At 56.3% G+C, this 23,925-nt stretch carries 22 protein-coding genes; 12 read left to right on the top strand and 10 right to left on the bottom strand.

The annotated features are described in order from the left end of the window. Positions 1–129 precede the first annotated feature (129 nt). On the top strand, positions 130–3,261 hold the full coding sequence (gene acrD, locus V8L73_RS00500) for a multidrug efflux RND transporter permease AcrD (RefSeq protein ID WP_261831841.1): 3,132 nt from the start codon (positions 130–132) through the stop codon (positions 3,259–3,261). A gap of 49 nt (positions 3,262–3,310) precedes the next feature. On the opposite strand, the gene V8L73_RS00495 is transcribed toward acrD, so the two are convergent. Together V8L73_RS00495 and V8L73_RS00490 are read right to left on the bottom strand one after the other, a co-directional pair. Further along, the gene (locus V8L73_RS00495) at positions 3,311–3,619 is read right to left on the bottom strand and encodes a type II toxin-antitoxin system RelE/ParE family toxin (protein ID WP_261831842.1); all 309 of its coding nucleotides are present in this window, start codon (positions 3,617–3,619) and stop codon (positions 3,311–3,313) included. After that, positions 3,619–3,879 (bottom strand): type II toxin-antitoxin system Phd/YefM family antitoxin, encoded by a 261-nt coding sequence (locus V8L73_RS00490; protein ID WP_027273743.1) that lies wholly within the window; start codon positions 3,877–3,879, stop codon positions 3,619–3,621. The genes V8L73_RS00495 and V8L73_RS00490 overlap by 1 nt, the downstream gene beginning before the upstream one ends. A gap of 187 nt (positions 3,880–4,066) precedes the next feature. Between V8L73_RS00490 and V8L73_RS00485 the strand changes: the two genes are divergently transcribed. After that, a complete protein-coding gene (locus V8L73_RS00485) occupies positions 4,067–4,594 on the top strand; it encodes a GNAT family N-acetyltransferase (protein WP_211218895.1) in 528 nt (175 codons plus the stop codon). Here V8L73_RS00485 and ligB read toward each other — a convergent pair. Next, complete coding sequence (gene ligB, locus V8L73_RS00480) at positions 4,591–6,306, bottom strand: NAD-dependent DNA ligase LigB (protein WP_347253872.1); 1,716 nt, start codon at positions 6,304–6,306, stop codon at positions 4,591–4,593. The two genes, V8L73_RS00485 and ligB, sit on opposite strands and share 4 nt — an antisense overlap. 367 nt (positions 6,307–6,673) lie before the next feature. On the opposite strand from ligB, the gene gmk reads away from it, so the two are divergent. Genes gmk through recG form a run of 5 tightly spaced genes read left to right on the top strand, consistent with a single transcriptional unit; the run spans position 6,674 to position 12,555 of the window. Further along, positions 6,674–7,297 (top strand): guanylate kinase, encoded by a 624-nt coding sequence (gene gmk, locus V8L73_RS00475; protein ID WP_027273746.1) that lies wholly within the window; start codon positions 6,674–6,676, stop codon positions 7,295–7,297. 54 nt (positions 7,298–7,351) lie between these two features. Further along, the gene (gene rpoZ / locus V8L73_RS00470; RefSeq protein ID WP_027273747.1) at positions 7,352–7,627 is read left to right on the top strand and encodes a DNA-directed RNA polymerase subunit omega; all 276 of its coding nucleotides are present in this window, start codon (positions 7,352–7,354) and stop codon (positions 7,625–7,627) included. A gap of 18 nt (positions 7,628–7,645) precedes the next feature. Continuing rightward, complete coding sequence (spoT, locus tag V8L73_RS00465) at positions 7,646–9,757, top strand: bifunctional GTP diphosphokinase/guanosine-3',5'-bis pyrophosphate 3'-pyrophosphohydrolase (protein WP_027273748.1); 2,112 nt, start codon at positions 7,646–7,648, stop codon at positions 9,755–9,757. A gap of 5 nt (positions 9,758–9,762) precedes the next feature. Next, positions 9,763–10,470 carry a tRNA (guanosine(18)-2'-O)-methyltransferase TrmH gene (gene trmH, locus V8L73_RS00460; RefSeq protein ID WP_347253871.1) on the top strand — a complete coding sequence of 236 codons (708 nt, stop codon included), beginning with the start codon at positions 9,763–9,765 and terminating at the stop codon, positions 10,468–10,470. A 3-nt stretch (positions 10,471–10,473) separates the two neighbouring features. Then, positions 10,474–12,555 (top strand): ATP-dependent DNA helicase RecG, encoded by a 2,082-nt coding sequence (gene recG / locus V8L73_RS00455; RefSeq protein ID WP_347253870.1) that lies wholly within the window; start codon positions 10,474–10,476, stop codon positions 12,553–12,555. 12 nt (positions 12,556–12,567) lie between these two features. Here recG and V8L73_RS00450 read toward each other — a convergent pair whose 3' ends face one another. Further along, on the bottom strand, positions 12,568–13,362 hold the full coding sequence (locus V8L73_RS00450; RefSeq protein ID WP_347253869.1) for an aspartate dehydrogenase: 795 nt from the start codon (positions 13,360–13,362) through the stop codon (positions 12,568–12,570). A gap of 180 nt (positions 13,363–13,542) precedes the next feature. On the opposite strand from V8L73_RS00450, the gene V8L73_RS00445 reads away from it, so the two are divergent. The 3 genes from V8L73_RS00445 (at position 13,543) to V8L73_RS00435 (ending at position 17,279) form a co-directional block, all read left to right on the top strand. After that, positions 13,543–14,949 (top strand): uracil-xanthine permease family protein, encoded by a 1,407-nt coding sequence (locus tag V8L73_RS00445; RefSeq protein ID WP_347253868.1) that lies wholly within the window; start codon positions 13,543–13,545, stop codon positions 14,947–14,949. Between the two features lie 153 nt (positions 14,950–15,102). Then, a complete protein-coding gene (locus V8L73_RS00440; RefSeq protein WP_027273753.1) occupies positions 15,103–15,396 on the top strand; it encodes a YciI family protein in 294 nt (97 codons plus the stop codon). Between the two features lie 107 nt (positions 15,397–15,503). Next, the gene (locus V8L73_RS00435) at positions 15,504–17,279 is read left to right on the top strand and encodes an AsmA family protein (protein WP_347253867.1); all 1,776 of its coding nucleotides are present in this window, start codon (positions 15,504–15,506) and stop codon (positions 17,277–17,279) included. A 16-nt stretch (positions 17,280–17,295) separates the two neighbouring features. Here the strand turns inward: V8L73_RS00435 and fabY are convergent, their stop codons facing one another. Next, on the bottom strand, positions 17,296–18,201 hold the full coding sequence (fabY, locus tag V8L73_RS00430) for a fatty acid biosynthesis protein FabY (RefSeq protein WP_347253866.1): 906 nt from the start codon (positions 18,199–18,201) through the stop codon (positions 17,296–17,298). A gap of 814 nt (positions 18,202–19,015) precedes the next feature. On the opposite strand from fabY, the gene V8L73_RS00425 reads away from it, so the two are divergent. Then, positions 19,016–20,494: a C69 family dipeptidase gene (locus V8L73_RS00425; protein WP_347253865.1), complete on the top strand. Its 1,479-nt coding sequence runs from the start codon at positions 19,016–19,018 to the stop codon at positions 20,492–20,494. A gap of 350 nt (positions 20,495–20,844) precedes the next feature. Here the strand turns inward: V8L73_RS00425 and V8L73_RS00420 are convergent, their stop codons facing one another. From V8L73_RS00420 to dtd, 4 genes are read right to left on the bottom strand one after another with little or no spacing between them, the layout of a single operon-like run. Further along, the gene (locus V8L73_RS00420; protein WP_347253864.1) at positions 20,845–21,288 is read right to left on the bottom strand and encodes a hypothetical protein; all 444 of its coding nucleotides are present in this window, start codon (positions 21,286–21,288) and stop codon (positions 20,845–20,847) included. Positions 21,289–21,312: 24 nt separating this feature from the next. Beyond that, positions 21,313–21,678, bottom strand: a complete 366-nt coding sequence (locus tag V8L73_RS00415) for a YbbC/YhhH family protein (protein WP_347253863.1) — start codon at positions 21,676–21,678, stop codon at positions 21,313–21,315. 35 nt (positions 21,679–21,713) lie between these two features. Continuing rightward, complete coding sequence (locus V8L73_RS00410) at positions 21,714–21,848, bottom strand: hypothetical protein (RefSeq protein WP_255309095.1); 135 nt, start codon at positions 21,846–21,848, stop codon at positions 21,714–21,716. Positions 21,849–21,859: 11 nt separating this feature from the next. Next, entirely contained in the window at positions 21,860–22,294 is a 435-nt protein-coding gene (dtd, locus tag V8L73_RS00405; protein ID WP_347253862.1) for a D-aminoacyl-tRNA deacylase, read from the bottom strand. A gap of 128 nt (positions 22,295–22,422) precedes the next feature. On the opposite strand from dtd, the gene V8L73_RS00400 reads away from it, so the two are divergent. After that, positions 22,423–23,319, top strand: coding sequence for an ADP-ribosylglycohydrolase family protein (locus V8L73_RS00400; protein ID WP_347253861.1), 897 nt, complete (start codon positions 22,423–22,425; stop codon positions 23,317–23,319). An 18-nt stretch (positions 23,320–23,337) separates the two neighbouring features. On the opposite strand, the gene yihX is transcribed toward V8L73_RS00400, so the two are convergent. Further along, positions 23,338–23,925, bottom strand: a complete 588-nt coding sequence (gene yihX / locus V8L73_RS00395) for a glucose-1-phosphatase (protein WP_261831854.1) — start codon at positions 23,923–23,925, stop codon at positions 23,338–23,340.

Genomic DNA, 23,925 nt, shown 5'->3' with positions numbered 1-23,925 from the left:
TCTTTACAGTATCTCCATTTTTTCTCCACCTTTTTTTGTGAGGGACGGAGTAAAATGGCGGCAATATTGACAAATATGCTGACAAACAGTCTTCAATAAAAAGGCGTTACCTGATGAGAAGCAGTATCCATGGCTAACTTTTTTACCGACCGCCCCATCTTTGCCTGGGTTATCGCTATTATTCTCAGCCTGTCCGGGCTGCTTGCCCTCAATTCACTGCCGGTAGAACAGTATCCAAACCTGGCGCCGCCGACGGTCAGAATTTCCGCCAGCTATCCGGGCGCATCGGCCCAAACGCTGGAAAACACGGTCACCCAAATCATTGAACAGAGCATGACCGGGCTCGACAACCTGATGTACATGTCGTCCCAGAGCAGCAACACCGGCAGCGCATCCATCACGCTCACCTTTACCGCTGGTACTGACCCCAACGAAGCGATGCAGCAGGTGCAAAACAAGCTGCAAAGCGCCACCCGAAAGCTGCCTCAGGACGTACAGCAGCAGGGCGTCACCGTGTCGAAATCCGGCGACAGCTCGCTGATGACCGTCGCCTTTGTGTCAACCGATCACAGCATGAGCCGTCAGGATATTGCCGACTACGTCGCCAGTAATTTGCAGGACCCTATCAGCCGTATCAACGGCGTTGGCAGCGTGGACGCCTACGGTTCGCAATACGCCATGCGGATTTGGCTCGATCCGAACAAGCTCAATAGCTATAGGCTGACGGCGCAAAACGTCGTCGACGCCATCTCTTCACAAAACAAGCAAATCGCCGTCGGTCAGGTTGGCGGCACGCCGTCGGTAGCCGGCCAGACGCTCAACGCCACCATGAACGCACAGGCCCAGCTGCAGACGGCGGAGCAGTTTCGCGCCATCACGCTGCGAGTAAATCAGGACGGCTCCTTCGTTACGCTGGGCGACGTCGCCACCGTTGAACTGGGCGCGGAAAAGTACGACTACCTGAGCCGCTATAACGGCATGCCCGCCTCCGGCATGGGGATTAAGCTGGCGTCCGGCGCCAACGAGCTGGCGACCGACAAGCTGGTAAAAGACAAGATTGCCGAACTGTCGCACTACTTCCCTCACGGGCTGAAGGCGGAATACGCTTATGAAACCACGCCGTTCGTTGAAGCCTCCATCAAAGACGTCGTAAAGACGCTGTTTGAAGCGGTTTTGTTAGTTTTCCTGGTAATGTATCTGTTTTTACAGAACTTTCGGGCAACGCTCATTCCTACCATCGCCGTCCCGGTCGTACTGCTGGGAACATTTTCCGTCCTCTACCTCTTCGGCTTTAGCGTCAATACGCTGACTATGTTCGCCATGGTGCTGGCGATCGGACTTTTGGTCGACGACGCCATCGTCGTCGTAGAAAACGTCGAGCGCGTCATGGCGGTGGAAGGGCTTTCGCCCCGAGAGGCAACGCGTAAGTCAATGGGGCAAATCCAAAGCGCGCTGGTCGGCATCGCGCTGGTGCTGTCGGCGGTATTCGTCCCCATGGCGTTTTTAGGCGGCACTACCGGCGCAATCTATCGTCAATTTTCTATCACTATCGTCTCCGCAATGGTGCTGTCGGTACTGGTTGCGCTTATTCTGACGCCGGCGCTGTGCGCCACGATGCTTAAGCCCATCCCCAGCGGACATATCCACACTCGGCGGGGCTTTTTTGGCTGGTTTAATCGCTCCTTTGACAAAAGCGCCCACTGCTACGAGCGCGGCGTCACTAACGTTATCCACCGCAGCGGACGCACTATCCTGATTTACGTACTGATAGTCGGCGGGCTGGCTTGGCTGTTCATGAAATTGCCAACCTCGTTTCTTCCCCTTGAAGACCGCGGCGTATTCATGGTCCAGGTACAGCTCCCGGTGGGTTCGACGCAGCAACAAACGCTGAAAGTCGTTGAAAAAGTAGAAAAATACCTGCTGGATGATGAAAAGAAAAACGTGCTGTCGGCTTTTGCTATCGTAGGTTCCGGCCCCGGAGGAAACGGCCAAAACGTTGCGCGCCTGTTCGTTCGCTTGAAAGACTGGAAGGAACGCACCTCGTCGGAAGACAGCTCGTTCGCCATCATTGAGCGCGCCACCCGCGCCTTCAATAAAATTAGCGAGGCCCGCGTATTCGCCAGCAGCCCGCCGGCCATCTCCGGCTTAGGCAGCTCTTCCGGTTTTGATATGGAGCTACAGGACTTCGCCGGGCTTGGGCACGATGCGCTGATGAAGGCACGCGATACGCTGCTGGAAGCCGCCGCTAAAGAGCCGTCGCTCACCCGCGTACGGCACAACGGCCTGGACGACAGCCCGGAACTTCAGGTCGATATTGACCAGCGCAAGGCGCAGGCGCTGAGCATCAAGATTGACGATATCAACAACACGCTGAAAACCGCCTGGGGTTCGACCTACGTCAACGACTTTCTCGATCGCGGTCGAGTCAAAAAGGTTTACGTCCAAAGCGCAGCGCCTTACCGCATGCAGCCCGACGATATCAACCGCTGGTACGTCAACAACGCAAACGGCGACATGGTGCCGTTCTCCGAGTTCGCTTCAACCCGCTGGGTTTACGGCTCGCCAAGGCTAGAGCGCTATAACGGCAACGCTGCGGTGGAAATCCTTGGCGAAGCTGCGCCTAACGTCAGCAGCGGCACCGCGATGGACACCATGGAGAAACTGGTCGCACAGCTGCCGGACGGCATCGGATTGGACTGGACCGGCATGTCCTATCAGGAACGCCTATCCGGATCGCAGGCACCGGTACTGTACGCGATTTCCCTACTGGTCGTTTTCCTCTGCCTCGCCGCACTGTATGAGAGTTGGTCAATTCCGTTCTCGGTCATGCTGGTAGTGCCTCTTGGCATACTCGGCGCCGTGGTGGCGACGTCGCTGCGTGGGTTAGAAAATGACGTGTACTTCCAGGTCGGGATCCTGACGATTATCGGCCTGTCGGCCAAGAACGCCATCCTCATCGTCGAATTCGCCAACGATCTTAACCGCGCAGGCAAAGACCTGATGACGGCAACGCTGGAAGCCTGCCGCTACCGCCTGCGGCCAATACTGATGACCTCGATGGCGTTTATCTTCGGCGTGCTGCCGATGGCCATCAGCAACGGCGCGGGCTCCGGCAGCCAGCACGCCGTCGGCACCGGGGTACTGGGCGGTATGCTGACCGCCACCTTCCTGGCCATCTTCTTCGTACCGCTGTTCTTCGTGCTGGTGCGCAAGCGCTTCCCCTACCGGCCCCGCATCAAGGCGGAAGAGTCGGTCGAGTGATAAGCTAAAACCCAAGCCGCGGCAAAACGCCGTGGCTTGGGTGGTTAATCTAGTGGGGCCGGTGAAGAAGATGACTGGCAGGGATCTGACTTTGATGTAAAACAGCCAAGATGACTATTCCGGTGGAGTGCCTTGCATAATAAATTATGTGGCTAGAATAAGGAAAACTGTAAACGTTCAAACCAAACTCATCTTCTCTACTTTTTCCTATTGCTGGTGCATCGGCTAAGTTTTGTAGAGTGCGCTGCATTTGGGAAAGGTAACTAACGGATTGACGGTTACCCCATTGTTCACGCGTATACCTACGAATATCTACTAAGTCCTTTTGAGCTTCCGCTGTTAAAACATATCGTCCCATTAGTCTCGGGGGCCAGTTAAAAGTTCGGAAAAGAACTGTTCCCCATCAACCATATCACCATTAGCAATATCCCCTTTCGCTCGTTGCAATTTCTCTACCAACCTCTGTCTCTTAATCATTTCCATATGCTGATACTCCTCAATTGAAATAACAACCGCAACGGGTTTACCGTTACGGCTAATTTGCACAGGCTCCCGTTGCACCTTAAGCAGCATATCGCCAAACTGTGTCTTAGCTTCATTTGCAGTTAACGTTTGCATTAGCGTCATCCTTTTAATTAGATCGATTAAATCGTTCGATTCGTTCATTATAATCCACAATATAAAAGTATGACAGCTTCACTCAAGCCTACGCATCTTCCCAACTTAGCCTTCACGCCTGACTTCAGGTATACTAGCCAAAAACGTTTCATTTCTACCGTTATCCATTAATTTAAAAGGTTTTATCGTGTTGTACCGCATTCGCCCGATGGCCGAGGACGACATTAAAAACGTCCTGCGCATACAGGCTGCCGTTTACTCCCCCGACATTTTAGAAAGCGCCGCCTTCTTCGAAAACCGCCTCTCGCTCTCGGCCGACAGCTGCTGGGTCGCGGCGAACGGCGCTGAGCCGTCAGGCTCTCTGCTTGGCTACCTGATATCCTACCCCTGGCAACGCGCCTTCCCGCCCGAGCTGGACGGAACGCTGGACGCGCTGCCAAAGTTCGCTGACAGCTGGTTCGTTCACGACTGCGCCATTGCGCCTAACGCCCAGCGGCTCGGCGTTGGTAAGGCACTGTTTAACGCCGCTCGCCGCAGCGCGAAGCGGCAGGGTCTTAGCCACACCAGCCTGGTGTCTCTGGCGCAGGCTAAAAGCTATTGGCAAAATCAGGGGTATCGGCCCGTAGCCGAAACGCCGCGGCTGCGGGAAAAGCTAAAGGCCTACGGCGAAGGCGCATGCTATATGCACCGAGAGCCGACGAGCGAAGCGTGCTAAAAGCCTTCAATGCCTTCATCCTTAAGGCGCGCGATAACGGCCAGCAGTTCGGGATGATGAACGAATTCAAACGCCCTGTGCGCGCCGCTCTCGCTTAAGCCCGCCTCCTGTCGCCACGCCAACTCGTCTCTGGCGGCAAGACGTTCCCAACCGGTTTCGCGGATGTGGGACAGCGACACAAAGGTCATACCCAACCCGCGTAGCCACAGCGCGGCGTCTTGCTTCTTCGCTCTGGCGATTTGCTCATACAGCCGGTTCGCCGCGCGCGGGCCGTAGCCGGGTAGAGACTCAATCTCCTCGCGGGTTAGGGACAGCCACGACGCCAGGTCCGGCGCTTTTCCGCCATCCACTAGCCTTTGCCAGCTTTTTTCGCTAAGGCCGCTGAGGCCCAGCCCCTGCTTTCCACTTAGCCAGACCAAGCGGGAAACGTACTGCTCCCGACATTCCTCCTCTTCGATGCGCCAGCAGCTTAAGCGGTGGTAGCGGGATGGATCCGGAGCGGAAACCTCACCCCTTTCCTCCGTTCGCCAAACGACCCGATTCACGTGCGGAATGCCCTGCCCGGCGAGAGTAAGCGCAACGACGTCGCCGGGGCGAACGTCAAGCGCACGCCAGCGAGACAGCGTACCCAACGCCACGCGTTTTACCCGCTTATCTCCCAGCGTAACCGGCCTCAGGTGGGCCACCGCAGACGTCCTTCCCGTTCGCCCTACGTTAAAGGAAATCGCCGTCACTTCCGCCGTCTGCTGCGGCGGAGGGTACTTCCACGCGGCGGCCCAAATGGGCGATCGCGCGGCCCAGCCGTCACCCGGAGGGCGCTCTCCCTGACGAATGACGACGCCGTCGCTGGCGAAAGGCTGAGAGTGCTCGAACCAGTATTTCCGCAGGTCGACGGCGTCGTCAAATGAGGAAATCCGGCGCGTATCCTCAGGCCCGGCGCCGAACGTAAAGCCCATCGCCGCCAATCCTGCCAGCCGTTCGCTCATGCTCTCAGGCCCGTTTGGCCACTCCCAGACCCAGAAGGCGACGCGCTGTGCCGCCTGCGAGGAGGTCGTTTTGCTCATCATTGCGCCGGCGACCTTCGCTCTGGCGTTTTGCCCGCCGTCCCGCTTCTGAACGTGGGAGCCCAGCCGCCAAAACAGCTCTCCCTGCACAACAACCAGCGGCAAGGAGGTATTGATTCGCTGCGGGACGCCGGGCAGCTCCCGCGCCCTCGCAGTCCAGTCCTCCCCGCGCTCGCCGTCGCCTCGGCTGACGGCGGACACCAACCGGCCGTTCTGATACGTCAGCGTTGCGGCCACGCCGTCAATCTTCGGCTGTAGCCACAGGTCTTGTCGCTTCGCTATCCACATCTTTACCGCTCGCTCGTCCTCCAGCTTGTTCAACCCCGTATGGACGACCGGATGCACCACGGGATAAGCGCGCGGCGGCGGTAAGCTATTGCGTCTTTTGCTCTCTATCTCGGGAAAACAGGCGCGCCAGCGCTCCCGCTGCGCCGCCAGCTGGTCGTAAACCTCATCCTCAATCAGGGAAACGCCGTTCTGGCGATAGGCGCTATCCCAACGGTTCAGGGCCGACGTCAGCGCGTCCATTTCCTTTGTCGCTCGCTTCGCGCTCCACGGCGGGCAGCCGCCGTTTTCCTTCGCCAGCGCAGCGTGGTTTAGCGAAAAAACCAGCAGCCCGGCCAGCACCAGCCTTATGATTAATAACACGTTCGGTCTCCCTTTATTGACTGGCGCCATTAAAATCCGACCAATCGCAAGCGGCCAGTGAAAAACGGCAAAAGAGGAAAACGCGTCGAAAAGAAAAAAGGTATTTCATGTAATGCCGCTTTATTTTGCGAAGCAGCTCGAAATAGAAACTTTCCGCTGCACAAAATAAAAATAAGAAGGTTATGGTGTGACGAGGTTTTATGCGTAATGGCGACGGTGTATACTATTAGGGGATTTTTTACGCCTTTATATTCGATATGCGCTAAGTGAACGGCAATCTCATCCGGTTCGCTTCGGGCTATTGTTCAATATATTCAAGACCAAACGACGGCAGCAGCGAGCAAGTACAACGATAGCGAAGGGTTCGATGGCAAAAGGTACGCTTTATATTATTTCCGCTCCCAGCGGCGCGGGAAAATCCAGCCTGATTCAGGCACTGTTAAAAACGCAGCCGACGTACGATATGCAGGTTTCCATTTCCCACACCACTCGGGAAAAGCGGCCGGGAGAGGCCGAAGGCGAGCACTACTACTACGTTAGCACTGAGGAATTTAAGCGCCTCATCGCAGAAGACGCGTTTTTAGAATATGCGGAAGTGTTCGGCAACTACTACGGCACTTCGCGGGCAAAAATCGAGCGTGCGCTTTCTCAGGGCATTGACGTCTTTTTGGACATCGACTGGCAGGGCGCCCGCCAGATCCGGGAAAAAATGCCGCAAAGCCGCAGCGTATTCATTCTTCCGCCCTCTAAGGATGAACTGGTCCGCCGCCTTCAGGGACGCGGCCAGGACAGCGATGAAGTGATCGCCGGGCGTATGGATAAGGCAGTAAGGGAGATGTCCCACTATGATGAGTACGACTATCTGCTCATCAACGACGATTTCGATCTCGCTTTGCACGATCTGAGGGCCATCATTCGCAGCGAACGCCTGCGTCTGGACCGCCAGAAACTGCGAAATGAAGCGTTAATCAGTAAACTATTGGCAGACTGAGGCCGGTTTCAGTATGATGCCCAGTCCGTTTTTCATCTGTGGAGTGATACATTTATGGCACGCGTAACCGTTCAAGACGCTGTAGAAAAAATTGGCAACCGCTTTGACCTGGTTCTGGTCGCGGCTCGTCGCGCTCGTCAAATCCAAACCCAGGGCAAAGATCCTCTGGTGCCGGAAGAAAACGATAAGTACACCGTTATCGCCCTGCGTGAAATCGAAGAAGGCCTGATCAACAGCCAAATTCTGGATTCCCAGGCCCGTCAGGAACAGCAAGAGCAGGATGCCGCTGAAATGCAAGCCGTCGCCGCTATTGCTGAAGGTCGTCGTTAATAGCTGGCGGACTTGCCCTTGTATCTGTTTGAAAGCCTAAACACACTGGCGAAACAGTACCTGCCGGAAGAACAGATAGAGTGCCTTAAGCAGGCATTCGTCGTCGCGCGCGACGCCCATGAGGGGCAAGCGCGTTCCAGCGGTGAGCCTTACATTACCCACCCCGTCGCCGTCGCCTGCATTCTGGCGGGCATGCGGCTGGACTATGAAACGCTTATCGCCGCGCTGCTTCATGACGTGATTGAAGACACGCCCACCACCTATCAGGACATCGAAAGCCAGTTTGGCAAAAGCGTGGCTGAACTGGTGGAAGGCGTCTCCAAGCTCGATAAGCTGAAGTTTCGCGATAAAAAAGAGGCGCAGGCGGAAAACTTCCGCAAGATGATTATGGCGATGGTGCAAGACATCCGCGTCATTCTCATCAAGCTCGCCGACCGAACTCACAACATGCGCACGCTGGGGTCTTTGCGCCCTGACAAGCGCCGCCGCATCGCGCGGGAAACGCTGGAAATTTACAGCCCCCTGGCGCACCGACTCGGCATCCATCATTTGAAGATCGAGCTCGAAGAGCTCGGTTTTGAAGCGCTCTATCCCAATCGCTATCGCGTCATCAAAGAAGTGGTGAAAGCCGCGCGCGGCAACCGTAAAGAGATGATCCAACGCATCCTGTCCGAGATCGACGGGCGGATTAAAGAGGCGGGCATCCCCTGCCGCGTTAACGGTCGGGAAAAGCATCTGTATTCGATCTATCGCAAGATGCACCTTAAAGAGCAGCGCTTTCACTCCATTATGGACATCTACGCCTTTCGCATCATCGTCAGCGACGTAGATACCTGTTATCGCGTTCTGGGGCAGGTTCACAGCCTGTACAAGCCGCGCCCGGGCCGGGTTAAAGACTATATCGCGATCCCTAAGGCCAACGGCTACCAGTCGCTGCATACCTCGCTCATTGGCCCGCACGGCGTTCCGGTCGAGGTGCAGATCCGCACCGAAGACATGGACCAGATGGCCGAGATGGGCGTCGCCGCCCACTGGGCTTACAAACAGGCGGGTGAGTCAGGCACAGCCGCGCAGATCCGCGCCCAGCGCTGGATGCAAAGCCTGCTGGAGCTTCAGCAAAGCGCCGGCAGCTCGTTTGAATTTATCGAAAGCGTAAAATCCGACCTGCTGCCGGACGAAATATACGTTTTCACACCTAAAGGGCGCATCGTTGAGCTTCAGGCAGGCTCCACGGCGGTGGACTTCGCCTATGCTGTACATACCGACATCGGCCACGCCTGCGTCGGCGCTCGCGTCGACAGGCAGCCCTATCCGCTGTCGCAGGAGCTGCACAACGGCCAGACGGTGGAGATCATCACCGCGCCGGGCGCCAGGCCCAACGCCGCTTGGCTAAACTTTGTCGTCACCTCCAAGGCGCGAACCAAAATCCGCCAAATGCTGAAAAACCTCAAGCGCGATGATGCCGTAGGCTTAGGGCGCAGGCTCCTCAACCACGCGTTAGGCCAAGGGCGTAAGGTCAGCGACATCGACGCGAAAAGCCTCAACCGCGAGCTTAAGCGCCTCAAGCTTGCCACCCTTGACGACCTGCTGGCCGAAGTAGGCTTAGGCAACGTCATGAGCATCATGATCGCCAAAAACCTGCTTAACGACGCAGAGGCGCAGGACGAAGAGCCGGCCATCAACGGGCGCAAGCTGGCTATTCGCGGCGCGGACGGCGTGCTGCTGACGTTCGCCAAGTGCTGCCGCCCGATCCCCGGCGACCCAATCATCGGCCACGTCAGCCCTGGTAAAGGGCTGGTCATTCACCATGAGTCTTGCCGAAACATTCGCGGCTACCAGAAAGAGCCGGAAAAGTTCATGGCGGTCGAGTGGGCGGAAGACACCGAGCAGGAGTTTATCGCCGAAATCAAGGTGGAGATGTTCAACCACCAGGGCGTGCTCGCCAACCTGACGGCAGAAATCAACTCGGCCAAGTCCAATATTCAAAGCCTGAATACGGAAGAGAAGGACGGGCGGGTCTACATAGCCTACATTCGGCTGACCACCCACAACCGCGTGCATCTGGCAAACATCATGCGCAAAATTCGCATCATGCCGGACGTCATTAAAGTCACCCGTAACAGAAACTAAGCGTTATGTCTCCAGAACGTTACGCCCGCATACGCCATATGCTGGCCACCAGGCAGACCGATCTGACGGTCTGCCTTGAGCAGGTTCACAAGCCCCACAACGTGTCCGCCATTATCCGCACCGCTGACGCCGTCGGCGTACACGAAGTGCACGCGGTTTGGCCCCATGAGCGCATGCGCACGCAGGTCGCCAGCGCCGCGGGCAGCAACAGCTGGGTAAAGGTGAAAACCCATCGCGATATTCAGAGCGCCGTCGGCCACCTTAAGCAGCAGGGCATGCAGATTCTGGCGACCAACCTGTCGGACAGCGCCGTCGACTTTCGCGACATCGACTACACCCGCCCAACCTGCATCCTGCTGGGGCAGGAAAAAAGCGGCATCACCAAAGAAGCGCTGGCGCTGGCCGATCGGGATATCATTATTCCGATGATCGGTATGGTGCAGTCGCTCAACGTGTCGGTCGCCTCGGCCCTGATCCTGTATGAGGCCCAGCGCCAACGCCAGAACGCCGGCATGTACCGGCGGGAAGGCAGCACGCTGAACATTGAAGAACAGCAGCGCTTTCTATTTGAAGGCGGCTATCCGGTGTTGGCCAACGTCGCCAAGCGCAAGGGGTTGCCTCAGCCGCTCATTGATGAAAACGGCGAGATCGTCGCCGACGACGCCTGGTGGGCCGCCATGCAGGCGCTCAAGCCTAAGAGTAGGAAGGACTAAGCCATGAAGGGCCGCCTGCTGGACGCCGTTCCTCTCAGCGCCCTCTCCGGAGTCGGCGCCAGCCAGTCGGCGAAGCTGGCCAAGCTCGGCCTGTTCACCGTACAGGACCTACTGTTCCACCTCCCCATGCGCTACGAAGACCGTACGCGCCTTTATCCTATTGGCGAGCTGCTGCCGGGGCTCCACGCCACCGTCGAGGGCGAAGTCGTTCGCTGCGACATCGTTTTTGGCCGCCGCCGCATGCTGACGTGTCAGATTACCGACGGCACCGGCGTGCTTACCATGCGCTTTTTCAACTTCAACGCCGCAATGAAAAACGGCCTGTCGGCGGGCCGGCGGGTCAAGGCCTACGGTGAAGTAAAGCGCGGTACGCACGGCGCAGAGATCCTCCATCCGGAATACCGAATTCAAGGCGATCGGGACGCCATCGAGTTAGAAGAAAACCTGACGCCGGTTTACCCCACCACCGAAGGGGTACGACAGGCAACGCTGCGCAAATTGACCGATCAGGCCCTTTCGCTGCTGGACACCTGCGCCGTCGTTGAGCTGCTGCCCGCCGAGCTTCTGGGCAACCTCATCAGCCTGCCGCAGGCGCTGAAAACCCTTCACCGTCCGCCGCCGGACATTCAGCTCGCCACCCTTGAACAGGGCCAACACCCCGCACAGCGGCGGCTGATTTTGGAAGAGCTGCTGGCCCACAATCTCAGCATGCTGGCCACGCGCACCGGCGCGCAAAGCTATCGCGCACAGGCGTTGGCGGGCGGCGAGGCGTTGAAAAAACGCCTGCTGTCCTCACTGCCGTTTAGCCCTACCGGCGCGCAGACGCGCGTTGTCGCAGAAATTGAGCAAGACTTGGCGAAGCCCTACCCCATGATGCGGCTGGTGCAGGGCGACGTCGGCTCCGGCAAGACGCTGGTCGCAGCGCTGGCGGCGCTGGCAGCGATAGAAAGCGGCAAACAGGTCGCGCTGATGGCGCCGACCGAGCTTTTGGCCGAACAGCACGCCAACGGCTTTCGCCAGTGGTTTGAGCCGCTGGGCATCAAGGTCGGCTGGCTGGCCGGCAAGCAAAAGGGCAAGGCGCGCCAGGAGCAGATGGCCGCCGTCGCTTCGGGCGAAGTGTCTATGGTGATCGGCACTCACGCCATCTTCCAGGAGCAGGTGAAATTTTCGTCACTGGCGCTGGTTATCATCGATGAACAGCACCGCTTTGGCGTCCACCAGCGGCTGGCGCTGTGGGAAAAGGGCGAAGAACAGGGGTTCCACCCGCACCAGCTGGTGATGACCGCCACCCCGATCCCCCGCACGCTGGCGATGACCGCCTATGCGGACATGGACACCTCGGTTATCGACGAGCTGCCGCCGGGGCGTACGCCGGTCACCACGGTTGCTATCCCCGACTCGCGGCGCGATGACGTGATTGCCCGCGTGCAGGGCGCCTGTAAGCAGGAAGGCCGCCAGGCCTACTGGGTGTGTACCCTGATTGAAGAGTCCGACGTGCTGGAAGCTCAGGCGGCGGAAGCAACCGCCGAAGAGTTGAAGTCCGTCCTGCCGGAGCTGAGCATCGGTCTGGTGCACGGCCGCATGAAGTCGCAGGAAAAGCAGGCGGTCATGCAGTCCTTTAAGCAGGGCGAGCTACAGCTGCTGGTCGCTACGACGGTTATTGAGGTCGGCGTCGACGTGCCAAACGCCAGCCTGATGATTATCGAAAACCCTGAACGCCTGGGGCTTGCCCAGCTCCATCAGCTGCGCGGGCGAGTAGGCCGCGGCGCCGTTGCCTCCCACTGCGTGCTGCTGTACAAAACGCCGCTGAGCAAAACGGCGCAAAAGCGCCTGCAGGTGCTGCGCGACAGCAACGACGGCTTCGTTATCGCCCAGAAAGATCTGGAGATTCGCGGCCCCGGCGAGCTGCTGGGAACCAGACAAACCGGCATTACCGAGTTTAAAGTGGCGGACCTGCTGCGCGACCAGTCCATGATCCCGGAAGTCCAGCGCGTCGCCCGCTATATCCACCAAAATCACCCCGACAGCGCCAGCGCCCTGATTGAGCGCTGGCTGCCGGAGAGCGCGAAGTACACCCACGCCTGACGATCTATGCCTCTATGCCGCCAAACCGTCGTCCACCAGCCGCCGACAGGCTTCTACCGCGCTGAGCGCGGCCAGCATCGACGTTTTCGGATTGCTGGAAAGCGTATTGCCGTTAAGCTCAATATGAAACTCGCCGAACGCGCCCGCCGCCTGAATGCGGTGGGTATTGCGTCGGGTGTGGGGGTCAACGCGAAGCTGCACCCGGGTGTTGTCCATACCGATACCCATCAGGGCGATAGTGGCCGCTACGTTAGCGTTCGCGGGGAAGGTCTGCGCCGCCTCGCGGGCCGAGCCTTCAAAAAACACCGTTGCTTCACTGACGTTATCGAGATTGACAAGCTGTTCCGCCGGGCTTCCTCGCCAGCTTGCCGGGCTTTTGTTGGAGACGTAGGTAACACTTTCCAGCCCACCTTCCCGCGCCGCCGCCAGCCCATCCATGCCGGCCACCGCGCCAGAGAGGATCGTCAGCTTTGCGTGATTAATCCGCGCCCTAGTGCGCAGCGTTTCGAGCAGTTGAGCCTGCGCCAGCGCGCCGGTGGAGGCCAACGCTAAATCCCAGCCTCGGCTTAGCACCGCTTCGCCGAACTCTTTCACCGCCTGCTGGCTGGCGCATTCCAGTACCAGATCGGGGCGTTCGCTACACTCGATAGGATGTGAAATGGCTTTTATCGCTCCTCCGCTGAGCTGGGCGATCGCCGCATGGTGGCGCTCGCGGGCGACAATCCAGCCAACGGAAACGCCCTGCGGCAGTCGAGCTATCACCTCATGCGCCATGCCGCCAAAACCGATGAGCATTATCTTTTTCATTCTTTACTCCGACTGTTTTTATCGAGAATGGGCCAAACCGACGCCCGATTCAACCGATTCGCGACGCCCGTAGCCAAATGCCATTTTCTTTAAATCAGCAAACGTATGCGCAAACGGTTGCGATAAATTTTAATTCGATTAAAATGCCCACTTTGTAACTTCAGAGGTTTTCTTTCCCCTATGAGCAGCGCCGATCTCATCCCGGATTCTACCCCCGTTGTCCGCGCAGAGCCGCAAGCCAAATCCTCGCGCAGTGAACTTATCTACCACCTTGAGGACCGTCCGCCGCTGGCGCAGACCCTGTTTGCCGCGCTGCAGCACCTGCTGGCGATGTTTGTCGCCGTCATCACGCCGGCCATGCTTATTTGTCAAGCGCTGGGGCTTCCCGCACAGGACACCCAACATATCATCAGCATGTCGCTGTTCGCTTCCGGACTTGCCTCTCTGTTACAAATCCGCACCTGGGGGCCGGTCGGTTCAGGCCTGCTGTCTATTCAGGGCACCAGCTTTAACTTCGTCGCCCCGCTGATTATGGGCGGAACGGCGCTGAAAAACGGCGGCGCGGACGTGCCGACCATGATGGCCACGCTGTTCGGCACGCTGATGCTGGCCTCCTGTACCGAAATCTTCCTTTCGCGCATTCTGCATCTGGCCCAGCGCATCATTACGCCGCTGGTTTCCGGCATCGTGGTGATGATTATCGGCCTGTCGCTAATTCAGGTCGGCCTGATCTCTATCGGCGGCGGCTACGGCGCCATGTCCGAAACCAATAACACCTTCGGTTCGCCAAGCAACCTGCTTTTGGCCGGCGTCGTATTGGCGACTATCATTCTGCTTAACCGCCAGCGCAATCCGTACCTGCGGGTTTCTTCGCTGGTGATCGCGATGGCCATCGGCTACCTGCTGGCCTGGGCGATGGGTATGCTGCCGGAGCAGGCCAAGGTGGAAAGCGAGCTGATTATGGTGCCAACGCCGCTTTACTACGGCTTAGGTATAGACTGGACGCTGCTTATCCCTCTTATGCTGGTGTTTATGATCACTTCGCTGGAAACCATCGGCGATATTACCGCCACCTCTGACGTATCCGAGCAGCCTGTGACCGGCCCGGTCTACATGAAGCGCCTGAAGGGCGGCGTACTGGCCAACGGCTTGAACTCTATGCTGTCTGCGGTGTTTAACACCTTTCCGAACTCCTGCTTCGGCCAAAACAACGGCGTTATCCAGCTGACCGGCGTAGCCAGCCGCTACGTAGGCTACGTGGTTGCCATCATGCTGGTGCTGCTCGGCCTGTTCCCGGTCGTCAGCCAGTTCGTTCTCAGCATTCCGGAACCTGTGCTGGGCGGCGCGACCATCGTGATGTTCGGTACTATCGCCGCATCGGGCGTGCGCATCGTTTCTCGCGAGAAGCTTAACCGCCGCGCCATCATGATTATGGCGCTGTCGCTGGCGGTCGGCCTCGGTGTTTCTCAACAGCCGCAGATCCTGCAGTTCGCCCCCGAATGGCTGAAAACCCTGCTATCCTCCGGCATCGCGGCTGGCGGCATTACCGCCATCGTGCTGAACCTGGTGTTTCCGCACGAGAAGTAAATTCTGTCCTACGACAAGCGGTTACAATGCCGCTTGTCGCCCTTTCCTTGCGCTCATCCCCAAACCGACCCCACGACCCGCAGTGAGTAACGCAAAGCGGCGGCTTCAACCGCGTTTTCTGATTTCCACGCTTCACACCATAAGGCCTTCAGTATGAGTATGATTTATGTTGTCGTCTTAAATTACGTCAAACCCCTGAGCGAAATTGATGAACAAATACCGGCTCACGTTGAGTGGCTGAAACAGGGCTATGCCGACGGCGTATTTCTTGCCTCGGGCCGAAAAATCCCTCGAACCGGCGGCGTGATCCTCGCTAAAAGCGACAGTATTGAAAGCCTGCATCGCCGTCTACAAATGGACCCTTTCCAACGTTTAGGCCTAGCGACCGCCGAGGTCATTCCTTTTGAGGCCAGCCTGTGTGCAGACGAGCTAAAGGGGCTTTTATAGTTCCTTAACGAACGGCTGATAACGGCAGCTCGTTAAGGAAAAACCGCGTTCTTTCTCGAAATCCTCGACGTCATCATTGAGATTCCTCGCCAAATGGGGCATAAAATATGCCTATCATCAGCTACCGTGGTTTAAATCCGGCTATGGCACTTATCCGTAAAGCTTTTTACACGCTTCTTATCGTCATCGTTCTGGGCGTCGCTGCGCTCTATTTTATTGCGCAAACCGGCTACGCCGCGGGATGGATAAGCCAATGGATAAGCAACAACTCGCCCTACCGGTTGGCTTTCAGCAATCTGGACTACAGCCTGAGCTCGCCCTTCAGGCTGACGCTGAATCAGGCCGAGTTTGGCGTAAAAGAGCGTGAGCCGCTGGTAAAGGCGCAGAAACTCACCGTCGACTTAGGCGATGACTTCTGGCAAACGCCGCTCAGCTTTGCCTCACTGGAAGTGGACGGAGGAACGCTCACGCTTTCGGCCGATAAAACCGGCGCGCCGGACGTCAGGAGCCAACGCCTGCAGCTGCGAAACGTGTCCGTCGACGTTAAAACGCCCGAGATAGCGCTGAAAGGCGAAGGCGTCAACGGCGGCTTTCTTCCGTGGAGGCTGACGTCCGGCCTGATTCCAACCGACAACGCCCACTTTGAGTTCAGCGCTTCGAAGCTTTGGCTAAACGAGCTGGAAACCGCTAACGTTCTGATTCAGGGCGACGTACGGGATAACCAGCTGCTGCTCACCAACGTCGGCGCCGATCTGGCCGGAGGCCTGCTGACCGGCAGCGCCAAACGCGCGCCGGACGGCCGTTGGACGATAGACTACTTTCGCCTGAGCGACGTCAAGTATCAAAGCCATCAGGCGCTGCCTGCGCTTTTAACGCAAATAGACAACTACGTTGACGGCGTAAGCCTAACGCTAAATCGCGCCGACCTTATCAACACTAACATACAGGGCGACGGCTGGGCGCTTAGCGACTTCTCACTGTCTTTAAAAGACCTCCGGCGAGAAGGCGGCCTATGGCAGGCTGACGCCGGCAGCGCGCTGTTCAACGCCTATGACATCGTGCTGGGCGACCAGCATCTGGTGAATCCGGTGCTAAACCTGGAGCTGGAAGGCGATACGCTAAAAATCAAACAGTTCAGCAGCCGCTGGCAGGACGGCCTGGTGCGCGCTACCGGCGCCTGGTCGCGTAAAGACCATACCCTGCGGCTTGACGACGTCGCGCTGACTTCTTTGCTCTATACGCTGCCGCAAAGCTGGAAAAGCGCCCTTTTGGAGCCGATGCCCGATTGGCTTCGCGAACTGTACGTCAATAAGTTCGCCGTCAATCGCAGCATTATCATTGATATCAATCCCGACTTTCCGTTCCAGTTCACCTCTGTCGACAGCAGCGGCAGCGATTTACATCTCGTCAAAGACCGCCAATTTGGCCTGTGGAAAGGCAACCTGACCGTTAACGCCTCTGCGGCGACGCTGAATAAAACCGATCTGCGCCACCCGTCCACCGTTGTAAGCGCTGACGCCAACGCGATTACCTTTAGCGACACCAGCGCCTTCACCGCGACCGGGCTGCTGGAAGGGCAGGCAACCATCGGCCAGAGCAGCGACAGGCCGCTCGATCTCTCGCTAAGCGGGCGCGGCGTTTCGGTGAATATCTTACAAAACTGGGGCTGGGAGCCGGTGCCGCTGAAGGGAAACGGCAGCCTCAAACTAACGCTGAAGGGAAGCCTTAAGGGCGCTGAAGCGAAGCCCGATTTGAAAAGCTCGCTGTCTATTCAGGGCGACGACGGCCAGCGCTATCCGGACGAGCAAAACGCCACGCCGCAGCAAGAAGCACCAACGCAGCCGTCACAGGAAGAAAGCCCGGCTCCGCAGCCTTTGTTTTAGGAAGGGGAAAGGGGCGCTAATGCGCTTCTGGAAGCACCATATAGGTTCCTTCAAACACGCAGCCGACGTCCCCATCTCCGGCAACGTGCACTTCGAGCTGTACTCGGGCCTTGCGCCCTTTCGCCAAGCGGTCCAGATCTCCTTTAACCGAGCCTCGCTCGGCGGTTGCGATCGCCCGGCCGCTGACCGGCTTATGATAGCGAACGTGGGCATCCACCAACACGATGGCTCCGCCTAGCCGCTGCTCCTGAAGCAGCAGCCAAATCAGCCCCCAGCCGGTCAGGGTCGCTAGCGAAAACAGGCTGCCGGCAAACTGAGTCTGATGCAGGTTGGTATTAACGCTCTGGGACATGGTGGTGATAAACCGCTGGCCGGTGTACTGAACAATGCGAACGCCCATCTTTTCGCTGAGGGGAATCGAGCCGTGCCAGGCGTTTTGCAGCTCTGCGCACCAGTCGGGATGGTGGAGAATATCGTCCAGCGAGGCGACGGGCTTACGCATCAGAAAATGGCGTACCGGCGTGGTCAACGGCGCAGTGACTTCTCCCTGATTGACGAAGCCAAGCTTTTCAAAAAAGGAGACCGTTTCTTCGCGCGCTCGGCAGACGATCCGCTTTACCCCTTCCTGACGCGCTATCGACTCCAGCGTCATCGCCAGAAGCGTTCCCAGCCCCTTATAGCGGACGTCCTCCGCCACCGCCAGAAAGCGAATGGACCCCTCATTGTCCGCATTCACGTATAGCCGCCCTACCGCCACCACCCGGCCCTGGGCATCGATAATCATCTGATGGTAGGCCGTCAGGTCGTAACCGTCCTTCTCCGAGCCAATCGGCTGATTCAGCGGCTTACGCAGCATTTCCCAACGAAACTGATAGTAGTCGTTTAGCTCTTGTTCGGTAGCGGGGACGCGCAGGTGGTACATAAAGGCTCTCTGGTTGTTGTTGTGGTTATAGTTTTTTTATATTGATAGCGCGTTCAGGGGGAAAGGGCAATGGGGGGAGCCAAAAGGCAACGCAAAAATGCGGCGCTTTGGCTTTATAAGCATTCACAGTTAGCTTCCGGTAGGTCACCTTGGCGTTCCGGCTGGTTTTAGCGTCACGTTGATTAAAAGCGTAAAAGCGCGGCTAATTTCTATAAAAAGATGGAGTATCTTTCCTAATTCGAAATTTAATTGTTGTTGAAGATGATATTTTTTATCAAGTTTCATTACAGATATCGAGATATCTTATTAGCACAAGAGATAATTTCATCAGCTTTAACGAAAAAAATGAATCACCAATGGAGTAATAAAATCAACGTTTAAGAATAAATCATGCAGTTTATATAAATACGGTCAGCCTAACTATCATTCAGCCAATGAGCTAAGTTATTTCTCTTCTATGATTTATCTGACTTCTAAATTTTAAAAATTATATCAACGAGATGGAGCCTCACCAAGACAGAGAAAATCTATTGAATAATCATATTTTGATATTGTGGTATAAAATAATTCAGCCTAAAAAGGGTGGGGCCTCATATAGAAAAAGCTGCATTTAAAAATATAAAAGCCGAGTTCCATCACAGAAAATTCTTAATTGTGCTTGTTATATTCTTTTTAAGAACAGTGCTAATTAAAAAACATTCTCCCATGTTGTTAAACGGTAAGAGCGTAATAAAAAGATATTCCATATAGCCGTAATAATCGTACATACCCAACGCGGCTTTATGACGTCACTTCCTCTGGATAGGAGTTTGAAATGAATAATCCCGCTACCATTCCCTCCATTTTCTCACACGTCACCCACCCTGATTCCTGTACTACCATTCTTGTCGGCAGCCAGGCGACGACTGACGGTTCCAGAATTATCGCCCGTACGGAAGATCACGATCCCTGCCTGTCGAAAGTGCTGTTGGTTCATCCTGCGAGAAAAAATGCCGGTAACACGTTTCGGGCAAATGAAAACCGGTTCACCTACCCCATTCCTAAAACCGCCTTTGGCTATACCTCTTTCTCCAACGGGCTACCCGGCAAAAGCGCTGACGAAATGACCTGGGGCGCCGCGGGTTTTAACGATAAGGGCGTCGGCATGACGGCGACAGAAACCATTTTTGCCAGCGACGCCGCGCTGAAAAACGATCCTTACCTGCCGGATACCGGTATCACGGAAGACAGCATCACCGACGTCATTCTGCCCTATATCACCAGCGCGAAAGAAGGTGCGGCAAAGCTGGGTAAAATCATCGATGAAAAGGGTGCGGGCGAAGGCTTCGGCGTCGCGTTTGTCGATGAAAAAGAAATTTGGTATCTGGAAACCGGCAGCGGCCACCAATGGCTGGCAACGCGCATACCCGATGACAGCTACTTCGTGACCGGCAATCAGGGCCGGCTGCGCCAGTACAGGCCAAACGACACCAGTCACTTTATGGCCTCGAAGACGCTGGTTAAATACGCCGTCGACAACGGGCTGTATAACCCTAAGGTCGACGGCGAATTCGATTTTGAAAAGGCCTATACGCTCCACGACGATGCTAAAGACCGCTACTACAACTACCCGCGGGTCTATGCGCTGCAGCATCTGTACACGAAAGGGATCAAAACCCGTCTGGAAAAACCCGATGGCTTTAACGTATTTGAGAAACCGTCCGCCAAAATGGATATCGACGCGGTAAAGGCGGGGCTTAGAAACACCTACGAGAATCTGGGCAGAATGCCGTACACCGCCATGCCGGACTATACCCTGCGGCCAATCTCGCTGTTTCGCACTCAGCAGTCGCACATTTTGCAGTCAAGAAACGGCCTGCCGGTACAGATCGCCAACGTGGAATACGTCTCCTACGGCATGCCGTCTATTTCTATCTACATTCCGTTCTACCCAGGCTGCCTGACGGACTTCCCCGATGGGTACAAAAAGGTCACGGACGGCAGTGCGGACTCGGAATCGGCCCAGTGGAAGTTCAGAAAGCTTCAGACGCTGGTCATGGTTGACTACCACAAGTACGCCCCCATCGTTCAGAAAGGGTATCGCGACGCCGAAATGCAGTTTGCGCGAATGCAGAAAAAGCTAGAGAAAGCCTTTATCGCCGAATCCGACTCAAGTAAGGCGCTCGGATTGGTCAATGCGTTCGAAAATAAGGTATTCACTCAAGCGCTGGAGGTGACGGAGAAGCTAACGAATCAGCTATTCACGCTGCTGGCTAACGACCTGAACCAGAGATACAAGTTTGCTGGCGCGTAGCGAAGCCTTTTATTTCTCCCTTTGGCGTTACTCTTTTGCCAAGAGTAACGCCAAATATGCACTCCGGTGAGTATGGGAAGTTACAGCACGCCCGGTATATAAACCACTCCGCCAGGATCGGAGACCTCAATAAAAAGCAGGTCGGGTTCAAAAGACTCAGGCACGCTCATTCTGACGGAGATAATCCAACCCTTTCGGCCACCGTCAGAAAATAGCTTATTCTCTGCGTAGTGCGCGTGCAGCGTTTCTAACAGATAATGGGCTTTATCACCCGCTAATGCCTGCTAGGCTAGGCTGAAGACCGTTTCTTCATCAACTTTTTCATATTCCATTGGAAATGCCCAAGGCGCTTAATTTATCCGGGCATAAAAGAAATGCTCTTCATACGAAAAGATAACTCTATCGTCATTCGGAATAACGATAGCGCTGCTTTCATCACTGGGATAAAAAAAATCGTCCCACGATGCGATAAAAACGTCGACGGGGAGCGTTGCACCTGCGTTACGTCCCCAGAGAAAATGAATAGCGTCCACGCCCTGCAGCCTGTCGGTAAAAAACAGGGATGACGTCTCGACGTCATCAAAGTCCAGCGTTCTCTTTTCCAACACGGTACAAAATGAACGTGGCATTTCCATTAAGTGGCTAAAGGGGAAAATCGAATCCCAAAGCCGCCGTGCCTGCACGGCATTCAGCAGGGTGATTCGCCTTTTCTCACCTGACGACAGGCGACAGTCTTTTGAGTTCAGCCGCCAAGCTACCGGATAGAGAACTTCATCAAATTCGATATCGTTCATAGAGAAAAATCACCCTTCGTTTCGCTACTTCCCGTGCGACAGCGTCATCACTCTGCCGTTCTCTTTGTCGATCTCGATAAGAAAAACGCCGCCGGTCATGTCCGGTGGCAGGTAGCCCTCTATCCGCCAGTAGCGACCTTTGTCGGTTACGTAAAAAGGGCGTTCTTTCTCAACGCACTCTTTGCCATAAACGTGCATGACATAGATTTCCGCCAGCTCTACCGCCATTCCGGCATTAACCAAGTCTATTTTTCCGAGCCCTTTTTGCTTGCTGTACTCTGAGAAAAGAATCCCTTCCCCATCATAAGCATCAACCATAAGACTCTTTTCATCGGCGTAGGCCTGAAACAACGGCCAGAACAGCGTCAAGAAAAACAGGACGAACTTCATTGAAAGACTCCTTTCCTACGCTCTTTCCTATCGAATTACAGCGCTCGCGCAAGGCTACGCAAAAAGGCGCGAAACGCGTTGTTGTACTCCGTATCGCCGCTAAAATAAACGTAACCTATAAACGCCAGCGCCACCGCGCCAAGAATCATCCATTTCCTGCTATTAAACATCGTCCCTCGCCCTAAATTTGCAGGCTAAACGTCACCGGCCCGTCGTTGACCAAGGAAACCTTCATATCGGCAGCGAAAACGCCGGTTTGGGTTGGCACCTTTTCTTTGCAGCGTTCCACGAAGTCGAGGTACAGGCGCTCGGCGTCCGCAGGGGTCGCTCCGCGAGAAAAGCTTGGGCGCATGCCCTTTTGCGTATCGGCCACCAGCGTAAACTGGGAAACTACCAGCACGCTGCCGCCGGCCTGCTGCACGTTCAGGTTCATCTTGCCCTGTTCGTCGCTAAAAATTCGATAGCCCAGCACCCGCTCGCACAGGCGCGCCGACTTTTCCGGCGTGTCGTCCTTCTCTACGCCCAGCAGCACCAAAAGCCCGCTATCGATAGCGCCGACGGTTTGGCCGTCTACCACCACGCTCGCCTGCGCTACTCGCTGAATCAGTGCGATCATATTTTTATTGCTTCCGCTCGCTACGATGAAAAAGGGAGTGCCATAATACACCGCGCCGCCGAGGGAAAAAATGACCGGCTTCAATCACCCAATCGAGTAAGATAACGGTAAGAAAGAGGGAAAACGTCATGCCTGACCTGTTAAATCGATATCGAGGATGCCTGCTGGGGCTGGCAAGCGGTGACGCCGTGGGCACCACCGTTGAGTTCAGCCCTAAAGATTCCTTTCCTGAAGTCACGGAGATGACGGGCGGCGGCCCGTTTAACTTACAGGCCGGGCAGTGGACCGACGATACATCCATGGCCCTGTGTCTGGCGGAAAGCCTGATTCTGCGTAAAGGATTTGACGCGCGCGACCAAATGAACCGCTATCTGAACTGGTGGCAATGGGGCTACTTCAGCTCCACCGGCCAGTGCTTTGATATCGGCGCAACGACGGCCGAGGCGCTGAGGCGATTCTCTCTGGACGGTAATCCCTTTGCCGGTTCTGTCGATCCTAAAACGGCGGGCAATGGCTCTTTGATGCGGCTCGCGCCCGCGGTGCTTTACTATTATCCCCATCCTGAGCAAACGCTGCGCTATGCGGCCGACTCTTCGCGCACAACGCATGCGGCTCCCGAAGCGGTGGAAAGCTGCCGCCTGTTCGCTCAGATGTTGATGAATGCGCTCAGCGGGAAAGACAAAAGGCGCGTTCTGACGGATATTGCCGAACTGCCGGAGCAAGAAAACCTGCGCCAGATAGCCGAGGGCCGATACCTCGATAAGCCGCGCTCGGCCATCTTCGGTACGGGCTATTGCGTACAAAGCCTGGAGGCCGCGCTGTGGTGCTTTGCCCAAAGCGACAGCTTTGAACAAACCGTTCTGGCCGCGGCAAATCTGGGCGACGACGCAGACACCACCGCCGCTATTGCCGGGCAGATCGCAGGGGCTTACTACGGCGCCCAAGGCATACCAAGCGACTGGCTCGGTAAGCTGTGGCTCTATGAGGATATCGACAGGCTTGCGCAGCAGCTACTGGAGAAATAACCCGTTGCCCGCAGGGCGTTAGCGAAAATAGTCCGGCACCGTCCGCCGGTCGATAACGTGTACCGTGGGCAGGCCAATCGACCGGGCACTAAGAACGTTGTCGCGGTGATCGTCGAAGAACAGCGCGTCTTCCGGCTTAGCGCCTTCCTGCCTGAGCACGTGGAGATAAATGTCCACCTCGGGCTTTCGCATGCCAAGCTCTTGGGAGAGGTAGATCCTGTCGGCGGAGGCGCCGACGTCGGGGAAGCGTGCGGGCCAGTAGCTACAGTGCAGCGCGTTGGTGTTGGACAGGATCACCACCCGATTCCCCTCTTGGCGCAGCCGCTGCATGACCGCCAGCGTATCGTCGCGCTGATCGATAAAGATCGCCTGCCAGCCCTCGGCAAACTGCGCAAAGCTCAGCGGCATCTCCATTTCTTCGCACAGCAGGTCGGCGAACGCCTCGTCGCTGATTTCGCCTCGTTCGTGCATTTCGAAAGGTTTTCCCATGCGAAAGCGCTCGGACAGCGTCGCCAGAGGAATGCCGCTCAGTCGGCTCCACACGCCCAACACTCTTTTGAAATCGATGTCGACGATTACGTTACCCAAGTCGAAAATGTACAGCAT

It is taken from the genome of Leminorella grimontii (genome assembly GCF_039789245.1).
GTDB classification, from domain to species: domain Bacteria; phylum Pseudomonadota; class Gammaproteobacteria; order Enterobacterales; family Enterobacteriaceae; genus Leminorella; species Leminorella grimontii.
The sequence above is the reverse complement of the archived record's forward strand: the minus strand, read 5'-3'. Positions and strand labels throughout refer to the sequence as shown.

Bases quoted from the DNA above. Each gene is read 5' to 3' on its own strand.
- trmH (WP_347253871.1), top strand. From the start codon at position 9,763: ATGTCTCCAGAACGTTACGCCCGCATACGCCATATGCTGGCCACCAGG.
- V8L73_RS00420 (WP_347253864.1), bottom strand. From the start codon at position 21,288: ATGAACGATATCGAATTTGATGAAGTTCTCTATCCGGTAGCTTGGCGG.
- dtd (WP_347253862.1), bottom strand. From the start codon at position 22,294: ATGATCGCACTGATTCAGCGAGTAGCGCAGGCGAGCGTGGTGGTAGAC.
- V8L73_RS00440 (WP_027273753.1), top strand. From the start codon at position 15,103: ATGAGTATGATTTATGTTGTCGTCTTAAATTACGTCAAACCCCTGAGC.
- V8L73_RS00425 (WP_347253865.1), top strand. From the start codon at position 19,016: ATGAATAATCCCGCTACCATTCCCTCCATTTTCTCACACGTCACCCAC.
- yihX (WP_261831854.1), bottom strand. From the start codon at position 23,925: ATGCTGTACATTTTCGACTTGGGTAACGTAATCGTCGACATCGATTTC.
- V8L73_RS00410 (WP_255309095.1), bottom strand. From the start codon at position 21,848: ATGTTTAATAGCAGGAAATGGATGATTCTTGGCGCGGTGGCGCTGGCG.
- V8L73_RS00415 (WP_347253863.1), bottom strand. From the start codon at position 21,678: ATGAAGTTCGTCCTGTTTTTCTTGACGCTGTTCTGGCCGTTGTTTCAG.
- V8L73_RS00400 (WP_347253861.1), top strand. From the start codon at position 22,423: ATGCCTGACCTGTTAAATCGATATCGAGGATGCCTGCTGGGGCTGGCA.
- rpoZ (WP_027273747.1), top strand. From the start codon at position 7,352: ATGGCACGCGTAACCGTTCAAGACGCTGTAGAAAAAATTGGCAACCGC.
- recG (WP_347253870.1), top strand. From the start codon at position 10,474: ATGAAGGGCCGCCTGCTGGACGCCGTTCCTCTCAGCGCCCTCTCCGGA.
- V8L73_RS00450 (WP_347253869.1), bottom strand. From the start codon at position 13,362: ATGAAAAAGATAATGCTCATCGGTTTTGGCGGCATGGCGCATGAGGTG.
- V8L73_RS00495 (WP_261831842.1), bottom strand. From the start codon at position 3,619: ATGGGACGATATGTTTTAACAGCGGAAGCTCAAAAGGACTTAGTAGAT.
- V8L73_RS00445 (WP_347253868.1), top strand. From the start codon at position 13,543: ATGAGCAGCGCCGATCTCATCCCGGATTCTACCCCCGTTGTCCGCGCA.
- V8L73_RS00490 (WP_027273743.1), bottom strand. From the start codon at position 3,879: ATGCAAACGTTAACTGCAAATGAAGCTAAGACACAGTTTGGCGATATG.
- gmk (WP_027273746.1), top strand. From the start codon at position 6,674: ATGGCAAAAGGTACGCTTTATATTATTTCCGCTCCCAGCGGCGCGGGA.
- V8L73_RS00435 (WP_347253867.1), top strand. From the start codon at position 15,504: ATGCCTATCATCAGCTACCGTGGTTTAAATCCGGCTATGGCACTTATC.
- fabY (WP_347253866.1), bottom strand. From the start codon at position 18,201: ATGTACCACCTGCGCGTCCCCGCTACCGAACAAGAGCTAAACGACTAC.
- acrD (WP_261831841.1), top strand. From the start codon at position 130: ATGGCTAACTTTTTTACCGACCGCCCCATCTTTGCCTGGGTTATCGCT.